This window comes from Anaerocolumna sedimenticola (assembly GCF_009931695.1).
In the GTDB taxonomy this organism is placed as follows: Bacteria; Bacillota; Clostridia; order Lachnospirales; family Lachnospiraceae; genus Anaerocolumna; species Anaerocolumna sedimenticola.
This window is the reverse complement of record NZ_CP048000.1, coordinates 2,012,919-2,039,783: the sequence shown is the minus strand read 5'-3', so window position 1 is coordinate 2,039,783 and position 26,865 is coordinate 2,012,919. Positions and strand designations below refer to the sequence as shown.

At 37.3% G+C, this 26,865-nt stretch carries 21 protein-coding genes; 2 read left to right on the top strand and 19 right to left on the bottom strand.

Annotated features, from left to right (window positions below; translation table 11 throughout):
* Positions 1–72 precede the first annotated feature (72 nt).
* The 19 genes from Ana3638_RS09030 to Ana3638_RS08940 all read right to left on the bottom strand — a co-directional run bounded on the left by Ana3638_RS09030 (position 73) and on the right by Ana3638_RS08940 (position 24,773).
* Positions 73–1,095 carry a zinc-dependent alcohol dehydrogenase family protein gene (locus tag Ana3638_RS09030; protein WP_161837725.1) on the bottom strand — a complete coding sequence of 341 codons (1,023 nt, stop codon included), beginning with the start codon at positions 1,093–1,095 and terminating at the stop codon, positions 73–75.
* Between the two features lie 163 nt (positions 1,096–1,258).
* Complete coding sequence (locus tag Ana3638_RS09025; protein ID WP_161837724.1) at positions 1,259–2,998, bottom strand: pyridoxal-dependent decarboxylase; 1,740 nt, start codon at positions 2,996–2,998, stop codon at positions 1,259–1,261.
* Positions 2,999–3,185: 187 nt separating this feature from the next.
* Positions 3,186–4,727, bottom strand: coding sequence for a L,D-transpeptidase (locus tag Ana3638_RS09020; protein WP_161837723.1), 1,542 nt, complete (start codon positions 4,725–4,727; stop codon positions 3,186–3,188).
* Positions 4,728–4,885: 158 nt separating this feature from the next.
* Positions 4,886–5,380: a helix-turn-helix domain-containing protein gene (locus tag Ana3638_RS09015; RefSeq protein ID WP_161837722.1), complete on the bottom strand. Its 495-nt coding sequence runs from the start codon at positions 5,378–5,380 to the stop codon at positions 4,886–4,888.
* Complete coding sequence (locus Ana3638_RS09010) at positions 5,380–6,183, bottom strand: hypothetical protein (protein WP_161837721.1); 804 nt, start codon at positions 6,181–6,183, stop codon at positions 5,380–5,382. Before Ana3638_RS09010 ends, Ana3638_RS09015 begins: the two co-directional genes overlap by 1 nt.
* 185 nt (positions 6,184–6,368) lie before the next feature.
* Positions 6,369–7,178, bottom strand: coding sequence for a hypothetical protein (locus tag Ana3638_RS09005; protein WP_161837720.1), 810 nt, complete (start codon positions 7,176–7,178; stop codon positions 6,369–6,371).
* Positions 7,179–7,224: 46 nt separating this feature from the next.
* Complete coding sequence (locus Ana3638_RS09000; protein WP_161837719.1) at positions 7,225–8,118, bottom strand: carbohydrate ABC transporter permease; 894 nt, start codon at positions 8,116–8,118, stop codon at positions 7,225–7,227.
* A 43-nt stretch (positions 8,119–8,161) separates the two neighbouring features.
* Positions 8,162–9,118: an ABC transporter permease gene (locus Ana3638_RS08995; protein WP_246240931.1), complete on the bottom strand. Its 957-nt coding sequence runs from the start codon at positions 9,116–9,118 to the stop codon at positions 8,162–8,164.
* Positions 9,119–9,214: 96 nt separating this feature from the next.
* Complete coding sequence (locus Ana3638_RS08990) at positions 9,215–10,945, bottom strand: type 2 periplasmic-binding domain-containing protein (RefSeq protein WP_161837718.1); 1,731 nt, start codon at positions 10,943–10,945, stop codon at positions 9,215–9,217.
* A gap of 10 nt (positions 10,946–10,955) precedes the next feature.
* Positions 10,956–11,792: a heparinase II/III domain-containing protein gene (locus Ana3638_RS08985; RefSeq protein WP_161837717.1), complete on the bottom strand. Its 837-nt coding sequence runs from the start codon at positions 11,790–11,792 to the stop codon at positions 10,956–10,958.
* An 80-nt stretch (positions 11,793–11,872) separates the two neighbouring features.
* Complete coding sequence (locus tag Ana3638_RS08980; RefSeq protein WP_161837716.1) at positions 11,873–12,754, bottom strand: hypothetical protein; 882 nt, start codon at positions 12,752–12,754, stop codon at positions 11,873–11,875.
* 517 nt (positions 12,755–13,271) lie between these two features.
* A complete protein-coding gene (locus tag Ana3638_RS08975) occupies positions 13,272–14,315 on the bottom strand; it encodes a YhgE/Pip family protein (RefSeq protein ID WP_161837715.1) in 1,044 nt (347 codons plus the stop codon).
* Positions 14,291–16,516, bottom strand: a complete 2,226-nt coding sequence (locus Ana3638_RS08970) for a YhgE/Pip family protein (protein WP_161837714.1) — start codon at positions 16,514–16,516, stop codon at positions 14,291–14,293. The genes Ana3638_RS08975 and Ana3638_RS08970 overlap by 25 nt, the downstream gene beginning before the upstream one ends.
* Positions 16,517–16,591: 75 nt before the next feature.
* Positions 16,592–17,833, bottom strand: a complete 1,242-nt coding sequence (locus Ana3638_RS08965) for a hypothetical protein (RefSeq protein ID WP_161837713.1) — start codon at positions 17,831–17,833, stop codon at positions 16,592–16,594.
* A 68-nt stretch (positions 17,834–17,901) separates the two neighbouring features.
* Complete coding sequence (locus Ana3638_RS08960) at positions 17,902–18,420, bottom strand: TetR/AcrR family transcriptional regulator (RefSeq protein WP_161837712.1); 519 nt, start codon at positions 18,418–18,420, stop codon at positions 17,902–17,904.
* Between the two features lie 309 nt (positions 18,421–18,729).
* Positions 18,730–21,054: an AraC family transcriptional regulator gene (locus Ana3638_RS08955; RefSeq protein ID WP_161837711.1), complete on the bottom strand. Its 2,325-nt coding sequence runs from the start codon at positions 21,052–21,054 to the stop codon at positions 18,730–18,732.
* Positions 21,055–21,193: 139 nt separating this feature from the next.
* Positions 21,194–22,819 carry an extracellular solute-binding protein gene (locus tag Ana3638_RS08950; protein ID WP_161837710.1) on the bottom strand — a complete coding sequence of 542 codons (1,626 nt, stop codon included), beginning with the start codon at positions 22,817–22,819 and terminating at the stop codon, positions 21,194–21,196.
* A 107-nt stretch (positions 22,820–22,926) separates the two neighbouring features.
* Positions 22,927–23,796 carry a carbohydrate ABC transporter permease gene (locus tag Ana3638_RS08945; protein WP_161837709.1) on the bottom strand — a complete coding sequence of 290 codons (870 nt, stop codon included), beginning with the start codon at positions 23,794–23,796 and terminating at the stop codon, positions 22,927–22,929.
* Positions 23,797–23,810: 14 nt separating this feature from the next.
* Positions 23,811–24,773 carry an ABC transporter permease gene (locus Ana3638_RS08940; protein WP_161837708.1) on the bottom strand — a complete coding sequence of 321 codons (963 nt, stop codon included), beginning with the start codon at positions 24,771–24,773 and terminating at the stop codon, positions 23,811–23,813.
* Between the two features lie 335 nt (positions 24,774–25,108).
* On the opposite strand from Ana3638_RS08940, the gene Ana3638_RS08935 reads away from it, so the two are divergent.
* Complete coding sequence (locus Ana3638_RS08935) at positions 25,109–25,429, top strand: ArsR/SmtB family transcription factor (protein WP_161837707.1); 321 nt, start codon at positions 25,109–25,111, stop codon at positions 25,427–25,429.
* A 20-nt stretch (positions 25,430–25,449) separates the two neighbouring features.
* The gene (locus Ana3638_RS08930; protein WP_161837706.1) at positions 25,450–26,790 is read left to right on the top strand and encodes an MATE family efflux transporter; all 1,341 of its coding nucleotides are present in this window, start codon (positions 25,450–25,452) and stop codon (positions 26,788–26,790) included.
* Positions 26,791–26,865 lie beyond the last annotated feature (75 nt).

The window sequence follows — 26,865 nt, the reverse complement described above, 5'->3', positions numbered from 1 at the left end:
AATCAAAGAATTAATTTATACGTGATTTATCCATTAGCTTTTATTTATATAATTTATTACCCTATATATGAATTACATCCAGGGATTAATAATGTATTTACCCTTAGCCCGTAATTCCGGTTTACTTAAGATATCCTTTAACTCATTTAAGGATGCAACTCTATGAACCATGGAGGTAACATCAATCTTTTTGGTGTCTATTAAATTGATCGCTCTGGTTTGAGTATACGGATTAATAAAGGAAGCTTTAATATCAATTTCTTTTTGAAAGATTTCAAAAGGTTTAATGGATACCGTATCGTCCGGTTTGGTAAGTCCGAACATCATAACGGTGGATTTCTTACCTGCAAGCTCTATAGCCTGGGCAATTGTTTTAGTTAATCCGACACATTCTATAACGACATCAAAACGGTTAATCTTATTTTCTTTTAACAGGGAGTGAATGTCATCGGAGGGATTGATACAAAGATCAGCACCTAATTTTCTTCCCATTTCCCTTTTCTCTTCAACCGGCTCCATAAGTACTACGGTGGAAGCTCCGTTTAGTTTTGCCAGCTGTAACATAATAAGGCCGATCATACCGCCGCCGATCACTAAAGCAGTGCTTCCCGGTTTAATATTACACATATCAATTCCATGGAGGCAGCAGGCAACCGGTTCTGTCATGGCTGCTTCTTCAAAAGTAGTTGTATCCCCTATTTTATATACCTGGGATTGTGGAACAACACAATACTCGGAAAATCCACCGTTACAGGTTGTACCGATTCCTATCATTTTTTCGCAAAAATGTCCGATTCCGTTTCTGCAATAATAACATTCTCCGCATAAAGCATTGGGATCAATACAAACCCTGTCACCAAGTTTATAATTGGTAACAGATGCGCCGACCGCTTCTACTATACCGGAAAATTCATGGCCCAATACGGTTCCGGACGGAGAGTCTGCCGCACCTTTATCCCCCTCATAAATATGTACGTCCGTTCCGCATACGCCGCAGGCCATAACTTTAATTAATACCTCGCGGTCTTTTGGTGACGGTTTTTGTAATTCCTCAATCCTTAAATCATGTTTCCCATAAAATACTGCACTCTTCATAAGCTATACCTCACCTTTATGTATTATTTTTGCAATATGCAATTATTTTTTCCAACCATTTTAATATTACTATTATTTGCATTTATTTTCAAGAAATTTAAGAAAAACTCCGGAAAAATACCCCTGAGTTTTTCTTAATTATAAAAGCGAAGTTATTTTGTTATTATTTAAATCCCCGGCCGTTTTGGGGTATGAAGATCCCGCGTTTTGCATCAGGAGCAACTATTTCTTTCCGATATGCTATTTCTTCATCCGGCTGGTCTAAAAAAGCATCCGGTGCCTCTAAATCAGTTATCAGGTCATCAATGAGCTTAGGAGTCACGGACTCCATCATATAGATATGGCAATAGGCACGTTTCTCATTATTCACATAAAGGATCTCTTCCGATAAAGAATATTTAAAGGTAATGGAAGCATTCGGCTGTTTAAAGCGGAGGGCAAGGGAACGGGGCGAATATTCCACCCATAGATCCTTTCCCAAATGCTTTTCAAGTTCCTTAAGTCTCTTTAAGGCATACTCCGCCAGGTTTTTGGTATACATTACCTTGTTGATTAAATCCTGATAGGAGTGCTTTGAAAGATAATCCCATAAAACCAGGGGAGAAAGACCGTTCCTTGAGCCGGCAAAGGTACTGTCCGGCGAACCAATATACATGGGATTGTCAGGGGGTAAAAGCTGATACTTTACTTTTGTCATATAAATACCGCAGGGCCACGGTGCCCCAATCCACTTGTGCCCGCTCATGGCAATGGACTGCAGTTCCTTAATCCTGAAATCAAAGACCGGAAAATCCTTGCTTTTTTCTGCCATTTCAAGAAATGGCATATAGGCAGCCCCCAATGCGCCGTCCACATGAAACCAAAATCCTGTCCGGATATCGGACTTTTTATGGGCCGGATCATACTCCACTTCCCGTTCATAAAAGCCGTATTGTTTCAGGATAGGTACTATTTCGCTTATTGCTCCGGCCACATTGTCATAAGCTCCTTTGAATGTGGTACCGTAATTAAAATTCACAATGATGGGATAACCCCGTTTTAGAAAAGCTTCAGCCAGTTTTTTTAAAGCGGGAATGTAGATGCAGCCATCCTGATCGGAAGGGACCTCCAGAGGCCATCCGTTCTTATCAAGATAATGTACGGAATAACCGGGCGGATAATCATCCGGATAAATAAGCGGACAGTCAAATTTACCGCTGCCTTCCTCGTTAAAAGTGACAATGTCCAGTACCCTCATGGCTTTTATGATGGAATAATGGGTATCCTGTGAATAAAAAGCAATGGGAGTATATTTATTAGGCGCATCCTCCGGTGCTTTTGCCTGATAATATATAAGACGCGGCTCTACGGCTGCTCTGCGGCCATTCAGGCTTGCAAGCCTGGCTTTTTCCCAGACATCGGGATCCTCCAGAATAAATTTCCCGGCAAGATAATCCCTTGCATTCCACAGACCATAAATATTACCTTCCGTGCAGCCCATGGAAACAATATATCCCCAATAACTATCCCTCCAGGTTTTGTCCGGGGAATCAGGGGTGTATTCATGAGGCCACTGTGCATTCCACAATGCCGCAAAATAATCCAGGACGGCCCGTTCCACGAATTTTGTATTGAGAGTATCATTTCCCGAAACAAAGGGATCTCCTATGTTGTTAATATGATAATTCAGGTATGTTGACAAATCATCCTTAAAATCCAGTTTCTGATTGGACTGGTATCCCATAAAATTTTCTTTCTGTACGGATTCATACCTGTACAGCTGCTCTAAGGCACGGTTTCTCTGTTCCTGCGGCATTCTTTCCGAAGACAGCTTAAAATCATTATAGTCAATCCCCGGGACTTTAGGATAGACGTCACCCGGATCTTTCGCCGCTGCGGTTACCTGATAATTTGGCTCTGCCATCTTACTTCCTTTCCAAATAACCGATTCCATTTTTTATAATTATATTACTAAATCTGCCGTATATTACCATTCAAACTCAGTTTTCGGTTAATTCCTTACTCTCATACTTCCCTGGGAAGACAATCAAATGCAAAAAAGGACCCATAAAGATATTTCTTTACAGGTCCTATATAAATTCCATTTAGATTTAATTTTCTTCCTCTATTTTTTTATTTTTCTCATCAGTTTTTTTATTTTCTTCTTTTCCTTTATCCTTATCATAATTTTCCGTACCTGGCAGTTCATATACGACAACTGCTACACCTCTTTTAATGTTTTCAAACATTTTCTTTGCAGCAGCCGGAGGCATATTAATACAGCCGTGGGAACCACTTGTCATATAAATATCTTTACCAAATTTATCCCTCCAGGGTGCGTCATGGAAACCTATATTACCATTAAAGGGCATCCAGTATTTAACCGGTGTGGAGTAGTCTTCTCCATTCAGGGTGGCATCATTTTCTTTATATTGGACCGGATAAGTACCCACCGGAGTTCCCCAATCTTTTGAAACATTGCCGGATACAAAATCTGTTTCCAGAATAAGATTACCCTCTTTATAGAAAAACAAATGCTGAGCCGTTAAGTTTACTTCCACATAAGTATTGCCTATATCATCATCACCATATTGCTGGGCAGTCTGGTAATAAGCAGGTTCTCTTACCAGCTGTTCTCCATTCTTAATCAATTCCGTAAGATCAGTTACTTCCTGGGTTCTGTTTAGCCACCAGCCATAATCTCCGCCTTTGATCTGCAGAACATCACCATAAGAAGTTTTAAAATTTCGGACCCTGCCAAAGGAATTATAATTTTTACCTATGTAATCTACATATTCTTTTATACCATTAGTATCTAATTTAACTTTATATTTTTTATCAACGGAAAGCCATTTACTGATTTGGTTACCATCTAAAACTTCCGTTACATCCCCGAATTGATAAGTAATTTTTGCCCCGGCTATTTTATTCATCTGCTCCAAAGCTTTCAGCAATTTGGTATTCTCGGAATTTATTTTCGGTTCCTCATAACAGCCTGCTTCCTCTAAAGATAAAGTCGGCTGCAGGGAGGTAACGGCTTCTTTCACTGCTTCATATAATTTTTCTTTATTTACTTTCGCTCCCTGCTCCTCTTTTACTATCTCAAAACCGTTCTCTCCGTATTCGGAAATATGTGCATTTACGGGTTCTATAACATTAGAGTCCTTAAAGCAATTAAGTTTATCCAACATCTTATTCATAGAAAATTCATCAAACTCAAGTATGGCGTTCATTTCCAATTCATGAGTCTTAAAAAAAGAAACAGGCCAGATAAAACCATTTTGCTTCTTTAATAAATCTTTAATACTTCCATCATAAACGGTATGTAATCCAATATTCTCACCGTTAAAGGAATCCTCCACACCGTTTCGCTCCTCCAAGGTTAATACATAGGAGTTAACCTGGGAATTAATAGCCTCTTCCACCTGATCCGCTGTCTTATTGGAAGCATTTACTCCATTAATAACCGTATTATGATAAAAATGGGTACTATAATAAAACGACAGGAAAAAATATAATATAACAAAAGGTATCAATAACCCCAAAGCTACATAAGGCAGAATTTTATCGTTGCTGCTTTTGTTTCTGCTTCTGTTATTGCTTCTGCTTCTGTTATTAGCATTTCTATTCTTAGTTACAGTTGTATTTGTCATAATGCACCTTCTTAAATTTCTTTATTTTGTAAAGAATATGTTTCATATAAACATTGTAACATAAAAAGGTGTTTTTTTTTAGGCATTTTAATTAAGTTTTCTTTAAATCATTATTACAAACAGCAATAAAATAGTAATTTATTTTACTTTTTTCACCATTATTGTAATTCATTCCTATTAATTGTTTCTTTTTGGTATTGTTGGTAAGAACTTCTGTATATTCCCGGCGATACTCCCGTCTGCTTACTAAATGCACGGTAAAAAGTATTAACGGCAGCAAATCCTGTTTGTTCTGCAACTTTTTCATTACTCCAATTAGTTGTTATCAAATATTCTTTCGCATGCTGGATCCGAATCCGCTCCAAATAAACCGCAAAAGTCTCCCCAGTCTGTTCTTTAATAAAGTTGCATAAATATTTTTCGGATATCCGCATTTTATGACTTACGGCTGCCATTGTCAGGGAAGAATCCGTATAATTTTCCTCCAGATAATGTATTATATTCTCTTTGAGTTCGTTGTTCCTGCTCTTTTTCTTTTCATTTAGAAAATCACACAGCTTATAGGAAGAATTTTGCAGGGATTCGACCATTTCCCGGATTGTATAATGATTATTATAACCTGGAAGTATATCCTTACCCTGGGATATTTCCATTAACTGAAGACATGCGCTATATATGACGTTTCTGATAGAAAAAATATCTGCTGCTTTTGTGTCTCATACTGGAAGGGCATTTTCTGGTAATAGTTCAGGAGCTTTGAAAATTGTTCACCAATGGTTTCCCTTTCTCCGCACAGAATTAAATTATATAGTTTTGTTAAGAATTCCATCCCTACTATATTTTCTTTAGCAGAATTAATATTAATATTATAAATTTCCACCGAGTTTTCATGTTCACGGTAAAATGCCTGGGTAACCTGCTGTGCCTGATTATAACATATATTTATATTGGAAATATCCGTTCCAATGGCACTGATACCCACATTAAAAGTAATATTCATATCTACGGTTAATGCTAAGGTTATTCTTTCAAAGATTTCTTTGATATTCTGAACATTGGAGGGATCTTTCGGACTTAAAGAAAATAAAAACAGCTCATCCCGGATACCGGTATGTACATTGGCAAAATCATTGGGATAACTTTCTTTTAAGTATTCTGCAATACATAATAAAGCAATCTGGTAATCTTCAGAATCTTTCAGCTTCATCTGCAGTAAAACAACGCAAAAGTACTCTATGGGCTTTTTAAAACATTTTTCAAATTCCTTGCGTTCTTCTTTGGTATTAATTCCTTTTACAATAAGATTTTCCAATACAAGCGCCTGTTTTTGCTGATTAAGAAGTTCCAGCTGATTCCTGTACTCATTTTTATTTTCCGTAATATCATGTAAAATACGTCCTAGTACCTCATATTCATTCTGACCTTTGACAAAAGCACTGTTTTCATCAGAAACCAAAACAAACAGTTTTCTTACTGCGGAATATTGCTTATAGCTAAAAAATAATGTTAAGCATAATACTAAAATAATTCCTGTACAGCTGTAAATTATAATTATATTGGTGATACTCCTGACCTGACTGTCTATTATAGATTTGGGAAATCCAATGGTGGCCTTTAATCCGGCTTCTTTCGTTTCATAGGTTAAAAGCCAATAGGTATTACCCCATACCGGACCTGGTCTTTATCTGCCGCATCTTTTAGCACTTCCGCATTCTCCCCATAATTTAATAATATCTCACCATCAGAGGTATTGATCACTTGTACAAATCCTTCCTTCCTGCATTCTTCTGTAAGCAGCATTTCAATTAATTCTGCCGGTTGTATTACAAAAGTCATTACATGGGAAGTACTGACTGTCATCTTCGAATTGGCTTTCACCATAAAAAGGATCGCATTTTCCAATATCTGTGTCTTATCATCCAAACAATATTCCAGCCTGTCTACGGTCCAGAAAGAGTAGATACTATTCTTGGATAAAAGGCTGCTTTTAAATTTATCTGCTTCAATCAGACCATGGTCATATACCTTAAAGAATTTACCGTAATAAGCAGAAAACTGTTCACTGCATTGGCTGGAGGATACAAACAAATCGTTATCGCGGAATAACATAAAACTAAAGCAGGGAAACGTATAAATAAGTCTTGTATTAACCAGGTTTTGCCTGGCATATCCCAATTGGAGATATTCACTTGATGACAATTTGCCTTTATTTCGGATTAATGTATCAAAGTGAAGATCCTGACTCATACTTTGTGCCAGCAAATACATTTTTGAAATATTTTGTTCAATTTCATTAACACCCTCCTTAAGCTTTAATTCATTCATTTTCATTACCTGTTGTTCGACAATCTTATAGGAAAGCTTAGCAATGGGAATACAGCAAATTAAAACGATAAGAAATGCAAGAAAATATTTGAGACAGTATTTTAAAAAAATACTAGTTAATTTCACATTTTCTCTCCTTTCTTGTATCAGGATTAACAGATTTTTAAAATTCTCACCCTTTAACGGATCCAATCATAACACCTTTAACGAAATACTTCTGTATAAATGGGTAAATAATCAAAATCGGAACCATACTGACTACGATTAACGAGTACTTTATAACGCCTGCCATCCTTGCCAGCTGCGCCTGTAACTCGGGATCCTGTATGGTTGAAGGATCAATCTGATCCGCCATCAGGATTTCCCTTAAGAATAAGGTTAAAGGATACAGCTCTTTCGTATTCAGATAAATCATAGGATTAAAATAAGCATTCCAATGACCTACTCCGTAAAATAATACAAGAACTGCAATTACTGCTTTGGATAAGGGCACTACAATACCGGTTAAGAATTTAATATCACTGCAGCCGTCCATTTTTGCAGCCTCCAGTAATTCAAGAGGAATATTGGACTGGATAAAGGTCCTGGCTATAATCATATTGTAAACCCCAAGAGCACCGGGTATCAGCATTGCCCAGACGGTATTTATCATATTCAGATTTTTTACCAGTATATAGGTAGTAATCATACCTCCGTTAAAAAACATGGTAAAAGTAAAGAACAGCATTATGCCGTTCCTCCCGGGTAGGTCGGCTCTTGCAAGGCTGTAAGCCGTAATAATGGTAATAAAAATATTGATAAAGGTTCCTGCAAGGGTGTAAAATAAAGAATTTCGAAAACCTGTCCATACAGAGGAAGTTTTAAATACCGCCTTATAACCTTCCAGGCTGAAATCGACCGGCCATAGAAAAACCTTTCCTGCCTGCACTGCCGAACCTGAGGAAAAAGAAGCAGCCAATACAAAAATACAGGGATAAAGTACCAGAATAAAAAGAGCAGTGAGGATAAATCCAATAATGATATAAAAAAGTTTATCATTTCTACTATAGTTTTTAAATTTATGCATAGTTTCCTCTTTCCTGAATATTGAATCTTTGATTTGATATTCGTTAAAAAATTCCTGTTCCATTCAGTTTTTTACTGCCCCAGTTGGCAATAAGAAGCAGAATAAAATTGATTATTGAATTAAACATGCTGATTGCCGTAGACAGGGAAAAGTCATTTACTCCGCTGGCAAGCCCTACCTTATAAACATATGTGGAAATTATTTCACTATAGTTTATATTTAAATTATTTTGCATCAGCAATACCTTTTCAAATCCTACATTCATAATGTTGCCCACCGCCAAAATTAACATTATACTTGCGGTTGGCAATATGCTTGGAACATCTATGTATCTTAACAACTGGAACCGGCTGGCTCCATCAATTCTGGCGGCTTCATGAAGGGCCTGGTCTACATTGGCCAAAGCCGCTATGTAAATGATTGCGCTGTATCCCGTACCCTGCCATACCCCTGACCATACATAGATATGTTTGAATAGTTTTCCGTTTGTTAAAATATTGGGTGCGGTGGCACCTGTAAGTAGAGTATAAAAACTGCCGTAAATTCCGGTACGGTAATCAAGAATCTGAAATAGTAATCCTACCATTACTACCGTTGATATAAAGTAGGGAATATAAGTTGTTGTTTGTATCATTTTTTTGTATCTTTTTCCCGGAAAAGCATTTAAAATCAAGGCAAAAAGTATTGGAACCGGAAAGGTTATAAATAGGCTGTACAGAGAAATAGTCAATGTATTTTTTAGTATCAACGTAAATTTATAGGAATTGAAAAACTTTATAAAATTATCCATACCTACCCATGGGCTTCCAAGAATCCCTTTTGAAAAATCATATTTCTTAAATGCAATAACCAGACCGCTCATGGGAACATACGCAAAAATCACCATATAAGTGACCGGTATCAGCAATAGCAGATAAATCTGCCATCGGTCAGCAATTTTTTTACCAAGTGATTTGGGTTTATTTAACATTATCATATTTGTTGTAACTTTATTATTCAATAGTACTCCGCCTTTATATTTTATTTTTTATGGCGGCTCAGAATAAAACTCCACGCCGCCATTTTATTTTTTTAAGTTCACAGTTTTGAGATCAGCTTATTTTATTCTGTCATATGCTGTCTGGGCACATTCCAACCACTGCTTAAGCCCCATACCATTTAATGTATCCAGATAATCACTCCATTCATCCATACTTCTTGCACCTGTTATAAATTCCGCAAGACTCTGATTCACATACTCCGGAATATTGGTTGTGGTTTCGGAAATTTTTCCGGTTTCTTCCGCAGTGTAGTGTAAAACCGGCAATACTTTTTCCGGATGGGCATTATAATAATGCTGATAGTTGTATGCACCTAATTTTGCCGTCTTCAGTTCCGGATTATATTCTGCCGTACCGTTTCCATAGGTATTACCTGTGGATAAAGATGCATATCTCGGCTGGCAGTTACGCCAGAATTTATTATTATTTTCTACCCAGATATTTGTTAAATAAACCAAACCGATCTTGTCATAGAGCCCCGCATCGACAAATGCATTTGTACTCGCTTCGCAGGTTGCTTCATCCATAGTCCAGTCTACGCCTTCTTCACCGAACCGGACTGTCATACTCATGTCCTGACGGTAGAATAAATCTCCAAGTTTAAAGGCCAGGTCCGGGTTCTTACAGGCTGATGTTATAAACCAGGCAGGTGTGGGAGAATATTCGGCATAAGGCGTATATGCAATTCCTTCAGGGCCTTGTAACGGGCTGATCAGGGTCATGTCCTGAAAATTCGGATTATTATCGGCATCTGTCCAGTTACCGGTACTCCCTGCCGTTACCGAACCGATGAGATTGACTGCCTCATTGTTTAACGTTGCCTTAAATTGGGTTATATCATCGGTAAAAATGGATGCGGTCAATAAACCTTCCGAATAAAGTTTATTCATATATTCCATACCATTCTTCCATTCATCTGTAGTAAAAGGTGCAATTACTGTACTGCCGTCCCCATCTAAGGCCAATCCTCCGTTCACACTGCTATTATAAAATGTAAATGCATTCATTAAGGCCTGTATGATATTTTCACCATAGCCGCCGGTAGAATAACCATATACACCGATTTCATCCTTTATGCCGTTTCCGTTGGGATCCTGGTTTACAAATGCTTTTAATACTTCATAATATTCATCCGTAGTAGCAGGTATTTTAAGCCCCAGCTTATTTAGCCATGTTTCATTAATATAAAGACGATACGGCGTGAGATTCCAGGTTTCCGGCTCATAGGCCGGAAGAGTATAGATATTGCCGTCCGCACTGGTCATGGCTTTTAACATAATATCTTTATCTTCTCCTGGAATGGCACTAAAATTAACTGCTTTTGACGGATCATTCACATAGTCATTTAACGGAATGAATGCGCCTTTACTTCCATAATCCAAAATCATTTCATTAGATAATGCCTTAACGGAGAATACATCCGGCATGTCTTTTCCCGCAGCAACCATGATAGAAACCTTAGATTTTAATTCTGTGGAATCACTGGGAAGCTGGTAAATTTCAAGATTGATTCCCAGTTCCTTTTCTATCAGGTTGGTCAGATAGTTATCATTATAATCGGTAATAAAACTGTCGGTTTGCAAGGCAATGGTGATTGTTTCCTTTTCTGAGCTGTCGCTGTCGGCTGCACTGCTGCCATCCCTGCTATTTTCCGTTAAGGATGTCTGTACATCCGAAGAACTTTTACCGCCGCACCCTGTTAAAACCACTGTCAGTACCAGTACCACCGATACAAATGCTGCCGTAATTCTTTTTTTATAATTTACATGGCTTTTGTTATCTTCCATATAGTCCTCCTTAATCTTTTATACTAAAGGTTAACTTTGAATCGTTTATGTAGACTTTAGTCCGGTATAACTTCTCGCCCCATTCTTTCATCAGCTTAGGATCCGTAAGCTTAATTTCCTCTATTTCGGCAGAAAACTCTGACTCAAAATATATTTTCCCCAACTCTCCGATTACTAAGGTTTTGCCTTGCAGTTCCGGCTGTTCTAAAGTCATAAGGCTTAAATAAGTATCTTCCGGAAGTGGATTACAAGTATCCGTAACACGAATTTCCTGTTCTTTAATAAACTCTACTTTCCTTACATAGCTATTAACGGTTCCTTCCTGATAACAACCTGCCAACTCCATGGTAATACCGGCTTTTTCTTTTTCCAGTATTACCTCAGAAACTTTAGCCGCATACATGGCACCATCTTTCTGCATCTTGTTTCCAAAATTAACCACATTATGGAAAGCGGACTGCATAGTCCAAATTTCATATCTGCTGGACGAAAATGTTTTTCTGCTGTAGGTTTCCACCCCCACATCAATCAGAAACGGCTTACCTTTTTTATACACGGTTATACTGCCCGTGTCATTATGGTTATGACTGTCACCATTGCAGCCGGCCTTAACAGCCAAAAAATAGCTGGAATCTCTTGTCAGCAGAATTCCCACACTTTCATAATAAATATCCGGCTTTTGAACAGGTTTTGCAGTATCAAATGAAGATATTTCATTTTCCGTAAAGGCTGCCTGAAGACGGTAAAATAAATTTTCCGAATTAGGAAGCAGGTAATTTTCATCCTTTTTATGTTCTGCCGCCGCAAAACGCATCATATTTTCATTTCCAACCCTCTTGGCAAACAAAAATTCCCTTACCCCCGGCCTTTCGCATACAGGCGCACAATCCGAAAAATTTGCATAATATTTGTCCGCCACATGCACATTCAGAATATAGGGGCAATATTGCGTATTTTATTATTCTGATACAAAGATACAAATTCGTCTGTCGTCACTGCATTCATAACCTCAATGGCATTAAACAGGCATAGGCCTGCTGCACGGTAATAGCTGGCACCTTCATTACAGCATCCGTCTTCCCCATATACATTTAAAAAAATATCCAGGCTTTTTGCTGCCTGTTCTAACACTCTCTGCTTTATTTCCCGTTCAATTCCTTCCATGGAGAATATGGTAATCAGGGTATTCTGAGTACACCAGGGCGTCCAATTATTAACACTTTCTCCATACTCCCCCATCCACCCGAAGTGAGTGCTTAAGTAAGGATTCAGTATTCTGACAGTGAGCTCATTGTAAATGCGTTTTATAATCAGCGGGCTTACAGCATCAAGCTGACTTTTCAATAAATAAGCAACCATAGAAAGCTGGGCTCCTGTCTCGCAGGCGAATAAGTCCATGACGGGGTTACTGTTATCCGGCAGACATTCAAACTCGCCTTTTCCATTATGATTATGAGCAGGCAGCTGCCAGCCGCTTTCCTCACATATACTCATAATGCCGTTTATAATTTCATCCAGAAATTTTCCTTTTCCCTCCGTACATTCAGCCATTACCAGAGCATTTAAAGCACGTCTTCTGGCAAAATACAGGCTTTCAAAATTTGCTCTGTTACCTATACGGCAAAACTCCATATACCTGGTGGCCGGTATCCATGGATACTCATATCCAAGATGCTTTTCTCCCCAAGTTAACAAATCCTTTTTTAATTTTTGGGGTAAAGCTTCCCAGCTTTCCCTGTTGTTCTCAGGGGCATAAGGCCTAAATATGGTATAATCACCTTTATATCCTTTTGCTATTTCATAAATCATATAAATTAAACTCCTCCTTTTATTTTAGGTCCGGACCTATAATCTTTATATAACTTTATACCCCTGTTTAACAGTCTCAATCTTTAAAACTATTATCAAATCGTAAGAATCAGATACTCTCATTTTCAGTTTTGGCTCTCAAATAGCATAAATTATGGCAATACGGAGTAAATTCATGGATAATTAACAAAAAAGCGCCTGACAAACCGAATCCTGGCGCTTAAGTTCGGAGAACTTTCCTGGTAAACAAGAAAGAGTCTGGCTTGCTCCTATGAGATAAGAAAGAGTCTGGCTTGCCAGACTCTGGCGCTGACGCGCTGTCACTCCAGTGACAATTTCTGCTAGCGCGTCATGCGCATCCCGCCCGGCAGGGCTTTTTATGCAATAGGGCGCAATTTCCTATTGCATAAAAAAATGTCCCAAAATAATGAAATAAAATCATTATTTTGGGACATCCTCCATCTTTATAAATATATTTAATCTGATAAGATTCCATTCCTTAAGGGATTTTCTATTTTCAATGAATAATTCCCGATTTTCTTAAGTTTAATGAAAATCTTTCGAATATTTCATTTAAACGTTTCTTAAACAGAGCACCATACAAGGTAAAGATTATGCCAAAAAGGCAGAGTGCGGCAATATCTTTCGTCAGGTTATCATAAGTAACACCATAGATTGCTTCTCTCAGACCACCTATAGCATAGGTAAATGGCATAAATTTGTTAATTATCCGGAAGAATACCGGTGTAACCTGAATCGGAAAAGTTCCGCCCGATGCGGTAACCTGAAGAAGCAGTAAAATAATACCAAGTGCCTTACCAACATTATTTAAAGTTGTAACCAGGGAATAGATTATCATGGAGAATATTAAACTGAAAAAACAGCATAACATAGTAAACAGCACCGGACTATGTATTGGTATCCGCAATATCAGCAGATCTCCCAGGGCTGTTACAAGTCCCTGCGCCAATGCCACTGTTCCAAATAAAAAGTATCTCCCAAAATAAACTTGTTTCGGTGAATAGGTAACTCCGGTCCGATCCACTTTTGTCTGAAGCAGCGCTGCTAAAAACATACCTCCGACCCAAAGGGCAAGAATGGAATAAAACGGAGCAAGGCCTTTACCATAGTTCTCCGATACATATACATCATGAGAGGATAATACTACCGGAGAAGAAAAATAATCACTGTCTTCTTCCACATCCCGGTGAATTAGTTTAACCAAATCATCATAAGTTACTTTGCCGTTTAATTTATCGATTTTATCGGTAATCATGGTAAAGCCCGATTGTACCGCCGGTACTTCTTTTTTCACTTCCTCTATCCTGCTTATGGTGGTTTTACCGCTTTTAGCAACATCATCGGAGAAATCGCTTAAATCATTTACTGTGGCTTTGGTGCTTGCCAGTATGTTGTTAATGTCCTGAAACAATGCCGAACCATTAGATAAATTATTTTCCAGGTTCTCCAGTGCTTCATCATTTATACCGTTTAATACGGTACCGACTGCGGAAGCGGCATTAAAAGACACTTCTTTTATATCATCAAGCAGGGTAACCATACGGCTGCTGTTTTTATCTCATCTTTGAGATCACTTAATCTTAAATTAACCGTATCAATCTGTTCATTCATATTCCAGATAAAGGTATTTATCTTCTGATTTCCGTCTCCCTGGTTTTTAGCCAATTCCGTATTCGTTTTTGACAGAATATCCTGTATGTCTTTTAACGTAGTGCTGATACTTCCGGAATACTTACTGATATCGGAATTAAGCTCTGACAAACCATCCGCCAGATCATCGCTCAAATCATCAATTTGGCGTAAAAGCCTTTTGGCATTATTTAGTTCATCCTTTACATCATCACTGCTGTTCTCCAGCGTCTGCCTGATGTCACTTATCTGCCGGCTTAGTTTTTCCATATCATTTTCCAGATCGTTAAGCCCGTTTTCGTTCAGTGATTTGGATAAGACCTGCAAATCTTTCAGAATTGCATTATTGGTAGTTATAATAGCACCGAACATACCCGAAGAATTCTCTAATACACCGTTAATATTTTTCAGGCTGTTCTCCAAAGACAGGATAACAGCGGCAATATTTTCACCGGTATTGCTGTTTTTAATCTGAGCCAACAGGTTTTCCAGTTGGGTTAGTATACCTTCAAGGTCTTTTAAAGCTTCTGCCATCCGGCCGTCAATCCCGCCCGGAGGATTGCCTGAAATCGTATCCAGGGATGAACTTAGTTGTTTTAAGTGGTTATCCAGGCTTGTTATGGCTTCCTCCGTAATGAAACCTTTCGATAAATTATCCAGATCTTTAATAATTTTATTATTTATTGCTATAATATCTGCAAATAGCTTCTGATTCTTTTCCAGTATTCCATTAATGGTATTTAAACTGGTTATCAATGTATTAATAGTCCCGGATATGTTTTTAATGTTATCTTCGTTATTAATAGTATCTACAAGAGTTGTTAATTCCTTGCTTATATTCTCAAGGCCGGCCAGGACGTCGTCCCCGGAATTATAAAGGTCATCCAGCTGATCCGCTAAATCATCCAGGCTGTCTCCCACATCATCACACAGATTTCCAAACTTCCTGATAAGAGATTCTGCTTTGGATAAATCATCGGAACCATCCCTTAAATCCGTTAAAACTTCCTGCATATCATCAATATCATTTGAAATATCATTATTCAGATCTATAATATCAGATATTCCGTCGCTATTTAACTTCAGCATATCCCCGCTTATATCATTCATATCTTCTTTCAATATGGTCAGATTACTGTTTAACTGATCGATATCATTGATAAATTCAGGTTTATTGGCTGTGACCTCACCGGAAAGATATTCGGCATCTTTCGATATATCCATAAATAGGGATTGAACGGAAGCCAAATCAGCTCTTACTTTCGGTGAATACTTATCAATATCTTCACCGGTATCTGTAATCATATCCGACATATTGTCATTAAATTCAACTAAATCATCAATGGTTTCCTGAACAAATACAAAATCTTCACTGGCCGAATCAATTTTAACAACCCCATTTTCAATATTGTCAGTCAGGTTATTTAATCTGCCCGGAAGTTCTTTTACATTTTCATCAATATGCTTTAACAGGCTAACCGAATCCTCCAGGTCGGGATAATTTTCTTTTAAATCCGTACCGATTGTATTAATCTGTTCCAAAACCTTGGATACCGCAGTCTGAATAATCTTAGTGCTGATTTCCGTTTTCAGGGTATTGGTAGCCGAATCAATAATTTTGGGAGCAATAGCGTTTAATTTCTGATTTTTATAATAATCGATACTTAATTTTTTTGGGTGTTCATCCAAAATGGTAGAAAGAGAAAGAGAAAAATCTTCCGGTATGATAATGGCGGCATAAACTTTACCGTCCTCCACCATTTTTAAAGCTTCGTCTTTATTATCACAAAAAATCCACCCTAATTTATCGTTGGTTTTAAGTGTCGACATTATTTCCGTACCGATATTAAAGTCCATATTAAATATGGTTCCTCCGGCATCTTCATTTATTACGGCTACCTTAAGTCCTCCGGTATTGCCATAGGGGTCCCAGGAGGCATAAATATTTAACCAGGCATAAACCGGCGGTAATATGGTAAGTCCAAACAATATTACTACAGTTACCCAGCTGGTCGTTATTTTACCTATATCCGACCGGAAGATCCCAATTGCCTGGCGTAAAGCATTATGATTCTTTTTTATATGTATACGAACTGCATTTGATTTTTTCACTTATATCACTCCTTTGGTTTTAAATCACATTTTCAATCACGGTACTCCATAAGCGGTGTCCTCTTTCCCGATTAATTATTGTAATATTTTCAAAAAACCATCTTTTATGGCAGCCTTTTTCTCATTATAGAAACTTCCCATACTTTGAAAAGAATTAACATCGTTCAGGTAATTTTTATTCTCACTAAAATTCATTTCAGACCGGTAATCCACAAATTTTAATTCTAAATCCGTATTCGTATGAATATCCCACCCATTTTTACTGCCTAAATCTCCAACCGTATTCAGATTAACCGGCATGCCAAAAATATCACCTTTCATACCGAAACTGATATTATCTTTTTGTTTATTGAAATCTACTTCCGTAACTGCTTTTAATTGCAGGGTGGTCGCAGCACCGGAAAGAACAAGGAGGTTTGTTTCATCTGTAAATATATTTCCGTCACGGCTGTGATTTCCTTTGGATTTTATAGATACCGTGGTATCCGCATTATCACCTAAAATACAGGTAATGGTCAGATCATCCCATATCTTAACCGCATTATTAAATATCACTTCCATATAAACGTTCTGTCCGTTATAACGAAAGGATACATTTATACTTCGTATTTTATCGGAATCATCTATATAAATATGTAAAAGAATATCGGAATCCAATCGGTTCAGGAAAGTATTTATATTTTTTAATACCTTTTCATCCCCTATGTAATTCTTAAAATAATCCGGCAATATTTCTATTATCTCTCTATTAAGGACCGCTTCGTATTCGTCGGTATCACACATACTGTCCTTGCCTCCCGTTACTGCAAAGGATTTATGGCCGCTCTTACTAACTCTGGCATATTTATTATATATCTCAATTAAGGTAAGTATCTGATCTTTTTTCCCGTTTATTTTATCAGTACTATCCTTTTGATTGCTGTTTTCGTCAATATTATTGTTGCTATTATCGTTCTTGTTATTGTTGTTCTTGCTATTGTCATTCTTATTCTTAATATTTTTGTTTTTCGTAAGGCCTATATAATCCCCATGTAAATTATTTGAGGAAAAAATTATTTTATTTTTATCATTATAAGCCGTCAGGGAAAATACTCTATTTTCATCCTCAAAGGTATTTACCGTAAGACTTAAAGGAGAATTATACAGGGATTTAAGCTCTCTCCACCCGTCTAACAGGGTATCTTCCATACAAAACTGCACATAACTTTTAGGTAAATAAATCAATCCCAAATCAAATTTTGAAATATGGCCGGCCATGTAAGTAATCAATACTGCCGCTGTAATTATAATAATAACCAGTCTTTTTTTAATTTTCAAAGAATCACCTCACAGAAACAAACCTTGTTTTAAAAACCTTCCTACCGAATCTGCAATTTCACGTTCATTTAACGCCTCGTGTTTTCTTCCCATTCAAAAGCCAGCGCCGTATATACCTTTATTACCAAAAAAGTAAGCAGTGTTGTATTACAAGGCTTAATTAAGCCTTTTTCCACCGCATTATTCAAACGTTTCTCCAGATAGACACTTATGGTGTCATCCAGCATATCAACAACTTTACAGGAAACCTGGGTCCGGAATTCTTTTGCTTCTTTCACGATTTTATATAGAAACTCCTGATTTTTCCGATACATCAACATATTGTAAATCACTTCATGTATTTCATCCACAAGCGATAACTTTTTATTCACTATATCCACTACATAGGAGTCGAATTCTTTAATGAAGCCGTTGATCAGGTACATAAATAAATCTTCTTTATCCTTAAAATATAAGTAAAGCGTACCCTTTGCCACATTGGATTTCTGTGCTATCTGATCCATACTGACCGCTTTATAGCCGTAATCTGTGAAAAGTTCCTTGGCAGCTTCCGCAATTTCTTTCCTTTTTATTTCTTTCCCATCCATTTTAAATCCCTCCAAAATGACTATATGACAATTCAAGTCATTAGTTCATTATAAATATTATTATAAAAAAGTCAATTAGTAAAATATTATAATTTTATAAATTATTTCTCAAACTTATAGGATAAAATTTTCTATTGTACAAAAAGAATCTGGCCTGGCAGACTCCTGCACTGTCATTTTGGGGATGATTCTTATGTAATAAAACAGGGTTTCCCAACATCGATTTTACATTCAATGCCGGGAAACCCCTTGCGGACCCTATGTATTAAATTTATTCCTAAAATCTTATCCTCCACCTCTATTGATCATTTATGAAACTTCCTCTACTTTCTTATCCTGCTTATAGGTATTCCGGTACATTCCCGGCGTAATATTCTCATATTGTGTAAAAACACGGGAAAAGCTGCGTTCATGGTTATAGCCGCACAAGCTTGAAATTTCCTTTATAGTTAACCGTGTATTTCTTAACATGTTTTTCGCATCGTTTAAACGCAGTTCATTGATATAGTCAACGAGACTTTTATCTGTTTTTTCTTTGAAGATCTTTCGTAAATAGGAGTAGCTGATTCCTATATTCTCCGCTACTATATCAATATTAATGTCCTTTTTGTAGTTTTGCTTAATAAATTGAATCGCATTATTAAAATATATTTCATCGTTATTTAATACCCTGTTTTGATAATCTATAACGGCGTTATACTTTTCAATCAACCAGTTACAGGCATCGTCTAATGTTTCATTCAGCCATAAACTCTTATATAAATGGTCCTTATCTTCAAAAATATCCGTTATACGCAGATGGGATTCAACTATTTTATCTATTAAATTAGTAACCAACTGGTTTAATATTTGAATCACATTATTGTAATCAATATGGTCATGCTGTGCTATTTCTTTAAACATTTTTTCTGTTGCGGCAAATAATTTATCTTTATCGCACAGCTCAAGACAGGTTTCAATCAGATTGATGTCCTCGGCCGGATAATAATATGCAGCTTCCGGATATACATCACTATAAAAAATGATGCTGTTATATCCTTTTATAAACCGGTAATGTAATATCTCATTTGCCTGTTCAAAGGATTTATAAGCCGTATCTTTATTCTTTTGCAGGCTCCCTACCGTAATTGTCATTGGAAAATTAAACATTGTGGATAGCTCCAACTGAATTTTATTGAGCTTTTCCCGCAGAATTTCCATGGGGTTTTTTAGATTGGCATCTATACTTATGATAAGTGCTATACTCTCATCATGATACCGGATTCCCGATGTACACATACCCTCACTTAACATTTCTTCGCAGATACGTATAATAATTTTTGCATAATATTCAAATTTTTCATTATTATCAATGACCATTCTTTCCTGCAATTTGCCGGGAAGAATTACCGCACAGGCCGTAAAGGGGAAAGGTAATATTTTCATAATGTCATCGTCTGTGGCATCGTTAACGGAGGAAATGATACGAAGCAGCGAAGCTTCGTGGATTTTATTTGAGCGGTTATCAATAAAAATGCGGTTCTCTTCCTTTAGAAGCTCATTTAATACTTTTGATATTGTCTGAATTTCATCACTGCCATTTTTTAAATTCAACCTTTCATTTGCATATATTTCTTTCACCAAGAGTGCAATTGGGTTATATAAACGTCTTGAAATATAATAGGCAGCAAACAGACCGGCCAAAGAAATGGCAAAGGCGGCAAAAACAAGCTTGATTTGAACGGACGTCTGATTTCTGAACAATACATCCATATCATTGGCGCCATAATAAATAAGATTACTATTTGGTGACTTATAAAAAGAACAAAGCTGGCTTTTCCCATTTACAAGCAATGAAAAATATCCCTGTTCTGATTTACTCTTTTGAATCTTCTGAAATAAATTCATTTTAAGGAGCTCCAGATTATTGGATTGCTCCGCATTTGATATTACCTCTCCCCTGTTATTGATTATTATCACAAACCCATCATCACCTTTATTAACGGTGTATAAACTCCGCAGCTTCTCTTCGTTAATGTTGAAAACCAATGCCCCTTTCAGGTTGGACGTATAGGGAGTAATTTTATAAATATACGAAATACAGTTCTGGCCTTTAACCTCCTCCTTGTCGGAAACGGAGATCACATTGGACTTAACAAAATGAGAAGGTAGAATTATATTACCTGATGTGCCATTTTCAAGCTTTTTATACTCCTGTATCCACCTTATATCCGTAAGCTGGTTAATCCGCACTATCCCAATATCGGATGAGATAATATAATCCGCGCCATTAACATAAAAATAAACGGAATAAAATAAATCATTTGTCCTTGCATAATCTATGATTGAAGTTTCAAACTTTAATAAGTCAAACATGTCATTGTGTCTTTTTACTATTTCATCAATTTTTTTATTATTTCCTAAGCTCTGCAAGGACGTATCCACGGAAAGGCGCATGGCATCACGGAAAATGCTGTCGAATACTAAATTGTTGGCATTGCTTACCATTTGGAGGCGGTGAATTTCTGAACTTGCAATGATATCTTTTGAAAACTGGGCCGTAGCATAATTATTTATGGTAGTAATAATACTACTTGGAACGATTACAAACAGAATCAGAGCTATTAATAGTTTAAAAAAATAAAACCGCTTCAAAATGCCCCCTCCTTATTTATTAGTCAAAATACAACAACGGGGCTGTTGTAAAATAGCCTTAATAAAACTTCAACAATAGGATTGAGTAAATTTGGCTATTTTGCGACAGTCCCATTACTACATTTTATATCTCAATTAATTATTGATGGTTCGCATTCCAAACCTTTTGTCTTTCATCTATAATTGCCTGACCGCCTGATTCTAAAAATTCCTGAATGCCGGCATTCCATACATTATCAAAGTCTTCCGGTTTTGCAGTAATTGCTTTTGCAAATATTTCCTTCTGCTTTTCTTTCAAAGTATTGGAAAATTGTGCTTCAGCATCAATAGGATCCATAAGTGTAGGTAAAATATACCCATCGTTAAGACTTATATTATAAGCCTGCCTGAATACCTCTTCATATCCCGGATAAGATTTGGCGATTACATCAATATTTTTAGCAGGATCATCCATCTCCATGCCATTTACAACAAGTACATAGTCAAAATTGTTGGGGGAGTTCATTATCATATCTCCGGTTGCCGCTTTCATAATCGGTAAACCGTCTACCATATCATAATTTACTCCTTCCTCACCTGTTTCAAGATAATAACGGACAGGCTGTTTGCTCATCCAGTTCAGATATTTAACCGCACCGTCAACATTTTTGCTTGATGCAGGAACAATTATATTAATGCCGGTTGGACTATAATTCGTTTTAAAATATTTACCGTCGGCATTTTGAAAGGTATCAATCGGAACAAATTCCGCCGCAGGCACATTGGCCTTTAACTGGTCCATAATCCCGGGGCTTGAACGCAAAGGCTGGTCATAGGTATGAATATAGGAACCTACGATACCCCGGGCAGTATCCGCATCACTTTGTATATCATCCTTATAAAGCGCGAACTGGGGGTCTAACAGACCTTCGTTGTAAAGCTTATTCAGGAAACGTACACCTTCCGCATAACCCGGAAGCAGTAAGGTGAAGTTGCCTGTCGGACAGTTTACATACATGGTTTCTTCTGAAAGATTTGGTTCAATAAAGGATTCTAAAATTGTTGCACAACGCCAGGCGACATCCGAAGTAGCCGTAAGGGGAATCACGTTTTCAACCTTACCGGGATTTTTCTCTTTAAATGCTTTTAAAGCCTGATAATATTCTTCCGTTGTTGTAGGTAACGGCATGTTAAGAGCATCCAGCCAATCCTTACGGATATAGGTTCCGTATTTGCCAAGTACAATACGTTTTGCAGGAATTGCATATTGGCTTCCTTTGAATTGGCCTCTGGATAAAATATCCTCACCGAGATAGGCTTTCAGGTCGCTTCCGTACTTTTCCAAACTTCCAGTCAGATCTGCAATACCGTTGTTCTTATAATAATTATATATCGTACCCACATCATATGTAAAGCAGATATCCGGAGCCGTGCCGGCTGCCATTAAAACATTCAGCTGGTCGATTTCCTGTGAACGGGGAACGCTCACAAATTTCACATCCAGATTAAGGTCTTTTAACGCATTTTCCTGTATCCATTTTGTCCAATAGTTGTTTGTCGGATCGCTTGCACCAGTTGCGCCACGGTCAAAGACCTCCACCGTAAGAGGTGTGACAGCTTCTGCTGCTCCCTCAGATGTCTCCCCGGATGCCCCATCCGATGTGCGGGATGTAGTTTCTGCCGGGGACGCCGTATTCTTCGTACCTGCTCCACAGCCGCTTACCATAGCAACAGTTAGAGTAAGCACCAATGCTAAACGCCCCAATTTACATAATACCTTTCTCATACTAATTCCTCCATATTAATTATTTTTGTGACGGTTAGTCACAACGTTTTTTGTTTTATATACAAGCCAAAATGGCTGAATATATGATATATATCTGCAAAGTAAGCTTAACCTTTGACCGCACCGATGGTAGCCCCTTCAATGAAGTATCTTTGAAGCCAGGGGTATATCAGCAAAATCGGAACTGTTGCAAACATAACGGTGGCTGCTTTCATGCTTTCACTTGTAACCATAGATACAACATTAGCTTCCGCATGTGTGTCTATGGAAGAAAGATTATTTACGATCTGATAAAGCTTGAGCTGGATCGTATAAAGGTTACGGTTCGATATGTAAAAAAGTGCATCCTGAAAACCATTCCACCGCCCCACAGCATAAAAAAGTGCCAGTGTTGCCAATACGGGAGTTGATAGGGGCAAATAAATCTTTGACAATATTGTCCAGTGGGTAGCCCCGTCAAGTTTGGCAGATTCCTTAAGACTTTCAGGGATGGACCTGAAAAATGTTTTAAGAATGATCATATTAAATACACTGAGGCAGGATGGAATAACAAGTACCCAAAAATTATCCAACAAGTTAAGGTTCTTCACATTTAAATAATCCGGAATAATGCCTGCATTAAAATACATGGTTATAATAATTACGATATTAATGGCCTTTTTTCCCACAAGCTTTGTCTGTGCCAGAGGATAAGCGCAAAGTATTGTTATAACCATAGAAAGAACTGTGCATACCAATGTCAGATATGTTGTAAAAAACAGGCTTCTTACAACACTTGCATCGGATAATACATAGGAGTAGGCTTTTGTTGTAAATTCCACCGGCAATAAAAACACTTTGTTATTGGTAATTGCCGAATTTGAACTTAATGATACTGCCATAACGTTCAGAACCGGAAATATACAGATGCAAATTGCCAATAATGCAAATATTACTATGATCCAATCCACTGTTTTTGTCTTTTTTGATTTAATCATAACTTTCTCCCCCTTTACATGATACCCTCTTCTCCAAATCGCTCGGCAATTACATTTGCAATGGTCAGGAAAATAATGCATACAAGCGACTGGAACAGTCCTACTGCCGTTGCCAGGGAATACTGCTGTGATTGCAGACCCACCCGGTAAACAAACGTGCTGATAACATCTGCCACATTGGTTACGAAATAATTACCCAGTGCATAAGGCCGGTCAAAACCAATAGACAGAATACGTCCTAAATTTAAAATCAGGAGTGTTACAATTGTTGGACGAATACCGGGCAGCGTTACATGCCAAATTTTTTTGAAACGGTTCGCACCGTCTACAACAGCCGCTTCATAAAGCTCCGTATTTACTCCGGTAATTGCGGCCAAATAAATAATCGTGTTCCAGCCTACACTTTGCCAGACACCAATCAGAATATAGGAGATTATCCAGTGTGCCGGTTCGTTTAAAAAGGGGATCGCTTCTATGCCAAACTTTCTGAGGACCAGATTAATAAGACCTGTATTGGGAGCAAAAACCTGTAATGCAATACCACTGATTATGATCCAGGATAAAAAATGCGGCATATAAACTACTGTCTGTGTAATTTTCTTAAATCTCTTAAAACAAATTTCATTAAGTAAAAGTGCTAATATAATTGGAGCAGGAAAACCTACAACTAAATCTAAAAAATTAAGTACAATCGTATTTCTTAATGCCCGGTAAAAACCATCCGTTGTAAATACCTGCTTAAAAATGTCTAACCCTACCCAAGGGCTTTCCCACATGCCCTGAAACAAATTATAATTTTTAAATGCAATAACAATGTTTGTCATGGGTACATATTTAAAAATGACCAGATAAATAATAGGTAATAAAAGCATCAAATAAAGTATATAATCATTTTTGACCTGCTTCCATTTTTGATTTTTAACTCTGGCTCTCTCTGTTTTATGACTATTGGCCTTTAATCCGTGAGTTGAAACCATTGAAATGCCTCCTGTATTTTTATTGTAATGTACAAATAGCACAAAACAAAACTGATATGCCTAGAATTATAAAGCTCATTACACAATATAACAATTGACAAAAATGATTTTTTTGCAGACACATTTGATTATTCGCTATAAAACCTGATATTTTATGGGTTTTTTAGACAATATGACCAACAGTATTGTTGGAATATTCATCTTATACAATGGATATTATTTTGAAATTTTCTTATTTGAATAAAATAAGATAAAATTTTAATTAAGTATTGACTTAATCAAATAGGATACTATAATTTAATTCGTACATACTTAATGAAAAAGAGGATACTGCCATGGATATTACCATGCAATTAAAAGCTATTTCTGATCCCACCAGATATAAAATAATTGGTTTGCTTTTGGAGCGGCATTACTGTGTCCGAATCCTTTCGAAAAAGTTAAATATAAGTGAATCTGCGGTATCACAACATATGAGTGTTTTAAAAGAAGCTGGCATTGTATACGGAAAAAAGCTGGGTTATCATATGCATTATATTGTTAAAACGGATACTTTGCAAAGAATACGGGATGAAATGTCAAAAATGCTGCAATCAGCCGAACAGTCCTCAAAAGAAATAAAAAATTGTTCCTGTGAGTATTCATGCGACAGATAAATTATAAGGAGAAAATATAAATGAAAACAAACGATATGCTTCGTGGCAGTGCAGGAAAGTCTTTATTCCTGTTTGCACTTCCCATGATGATTGGAAACCTGTTCCAGCAATTTTATACTATGATCGATGCAGTTATCGTAGGAAGATTTGTTGGGGAAGATGCGCTGGCGGCCGTTGGTGCCTCCTATGCCTTAACAACTGTTTTTATCTCAATTGCAATCGGAGGCGGCGTTGGTGCTTCCGTCCTGACAAGTCAATATTTGGGCGGGAAAGATTTTTCAAAAATGAAAACTTCCATCTTTACCGCTCTGTTTACATTTTTAGGTCTGAGTATCATACTTGGCCTATGCGGTTTCTTTTTAAGTTCCTCCATTATGCAATGGCTTAACACCCCGGATAATATTATAGAGCAGGCTTCTTTATTTTTACGTATCTATTTCATGGGATTACCGTTTTTATTTATGTATAATGTCCTTTCCTCCGTATTTAATTCCCTGGGGAAATCAAATATACCGTTATATCTTCTAATTTTCTCTTCCCTTTTAAATGTGGTATTGGATCTTATCATGGTATGTATTTTTCACCTGGGTGTGGCAGGCGTCGCATGGGCAACCCTGACAGCTCAGGGAATTTCTGCAATTATGTCCTTTATAATATTAATGAGGCATTTAAAGATTTATATGGATACCGGTAACATAAAAAGATATGATACATCTGCTTTAGGTAAAATATTTAAGATTGCACTTCCATCCATCCTACAGCAATCTATTGTATCCATTGGTATGATGTTGGTACAATCCGTCGTTAATGGTTTCGGTTCCGAGGTCCTTGCCGGCTACTCTTCAGCAATACGAATTGAAAGTATCGTTGTTGTGCCCCTTACGGCAATGGGAAATGCCGTTTCAACCTTTACGGCGCAAAATATTGGCGCCAATCAGAAAGACCGTGCAAAGAAAGGATATCATGCCGGATATCTTATCGTTGCCATGTTTGCCATAGCAACCTGCTTAATACTGGAATTATTCCATACCCCTATCATATCTGCTTTCTTAAATAAAGAAAGCAGTACACTGGCTTTACAGACAGGTACTGCTTATTTAAAATTTATGGGATTTTTCTATGTGATGATTGGCCTGAAAATGATTACGGACGGTTTACTCAGAGGTGCCGGGGACATGAAAGTATTTACCATTGCCAATCTGGTGAATCTATCCATCCGTGTTTTTGTAGCCTTTCATTTTGCCCCTGTCTGGGGAATAGCTGCCGTCTGGTATGCGGTTCCCATGGGGTGGACCGCGAATTACCTGTTATCTTTTGGAAGATATTTGACCGGAAAATGGAAAACTATTAAATTAAAATAGAGTTCAATAAAGCTACTGTTAACGTGGCTGTTGCAAAAGAGTACATTTGGCTATTTTGCAACAGCCCCAATTCCT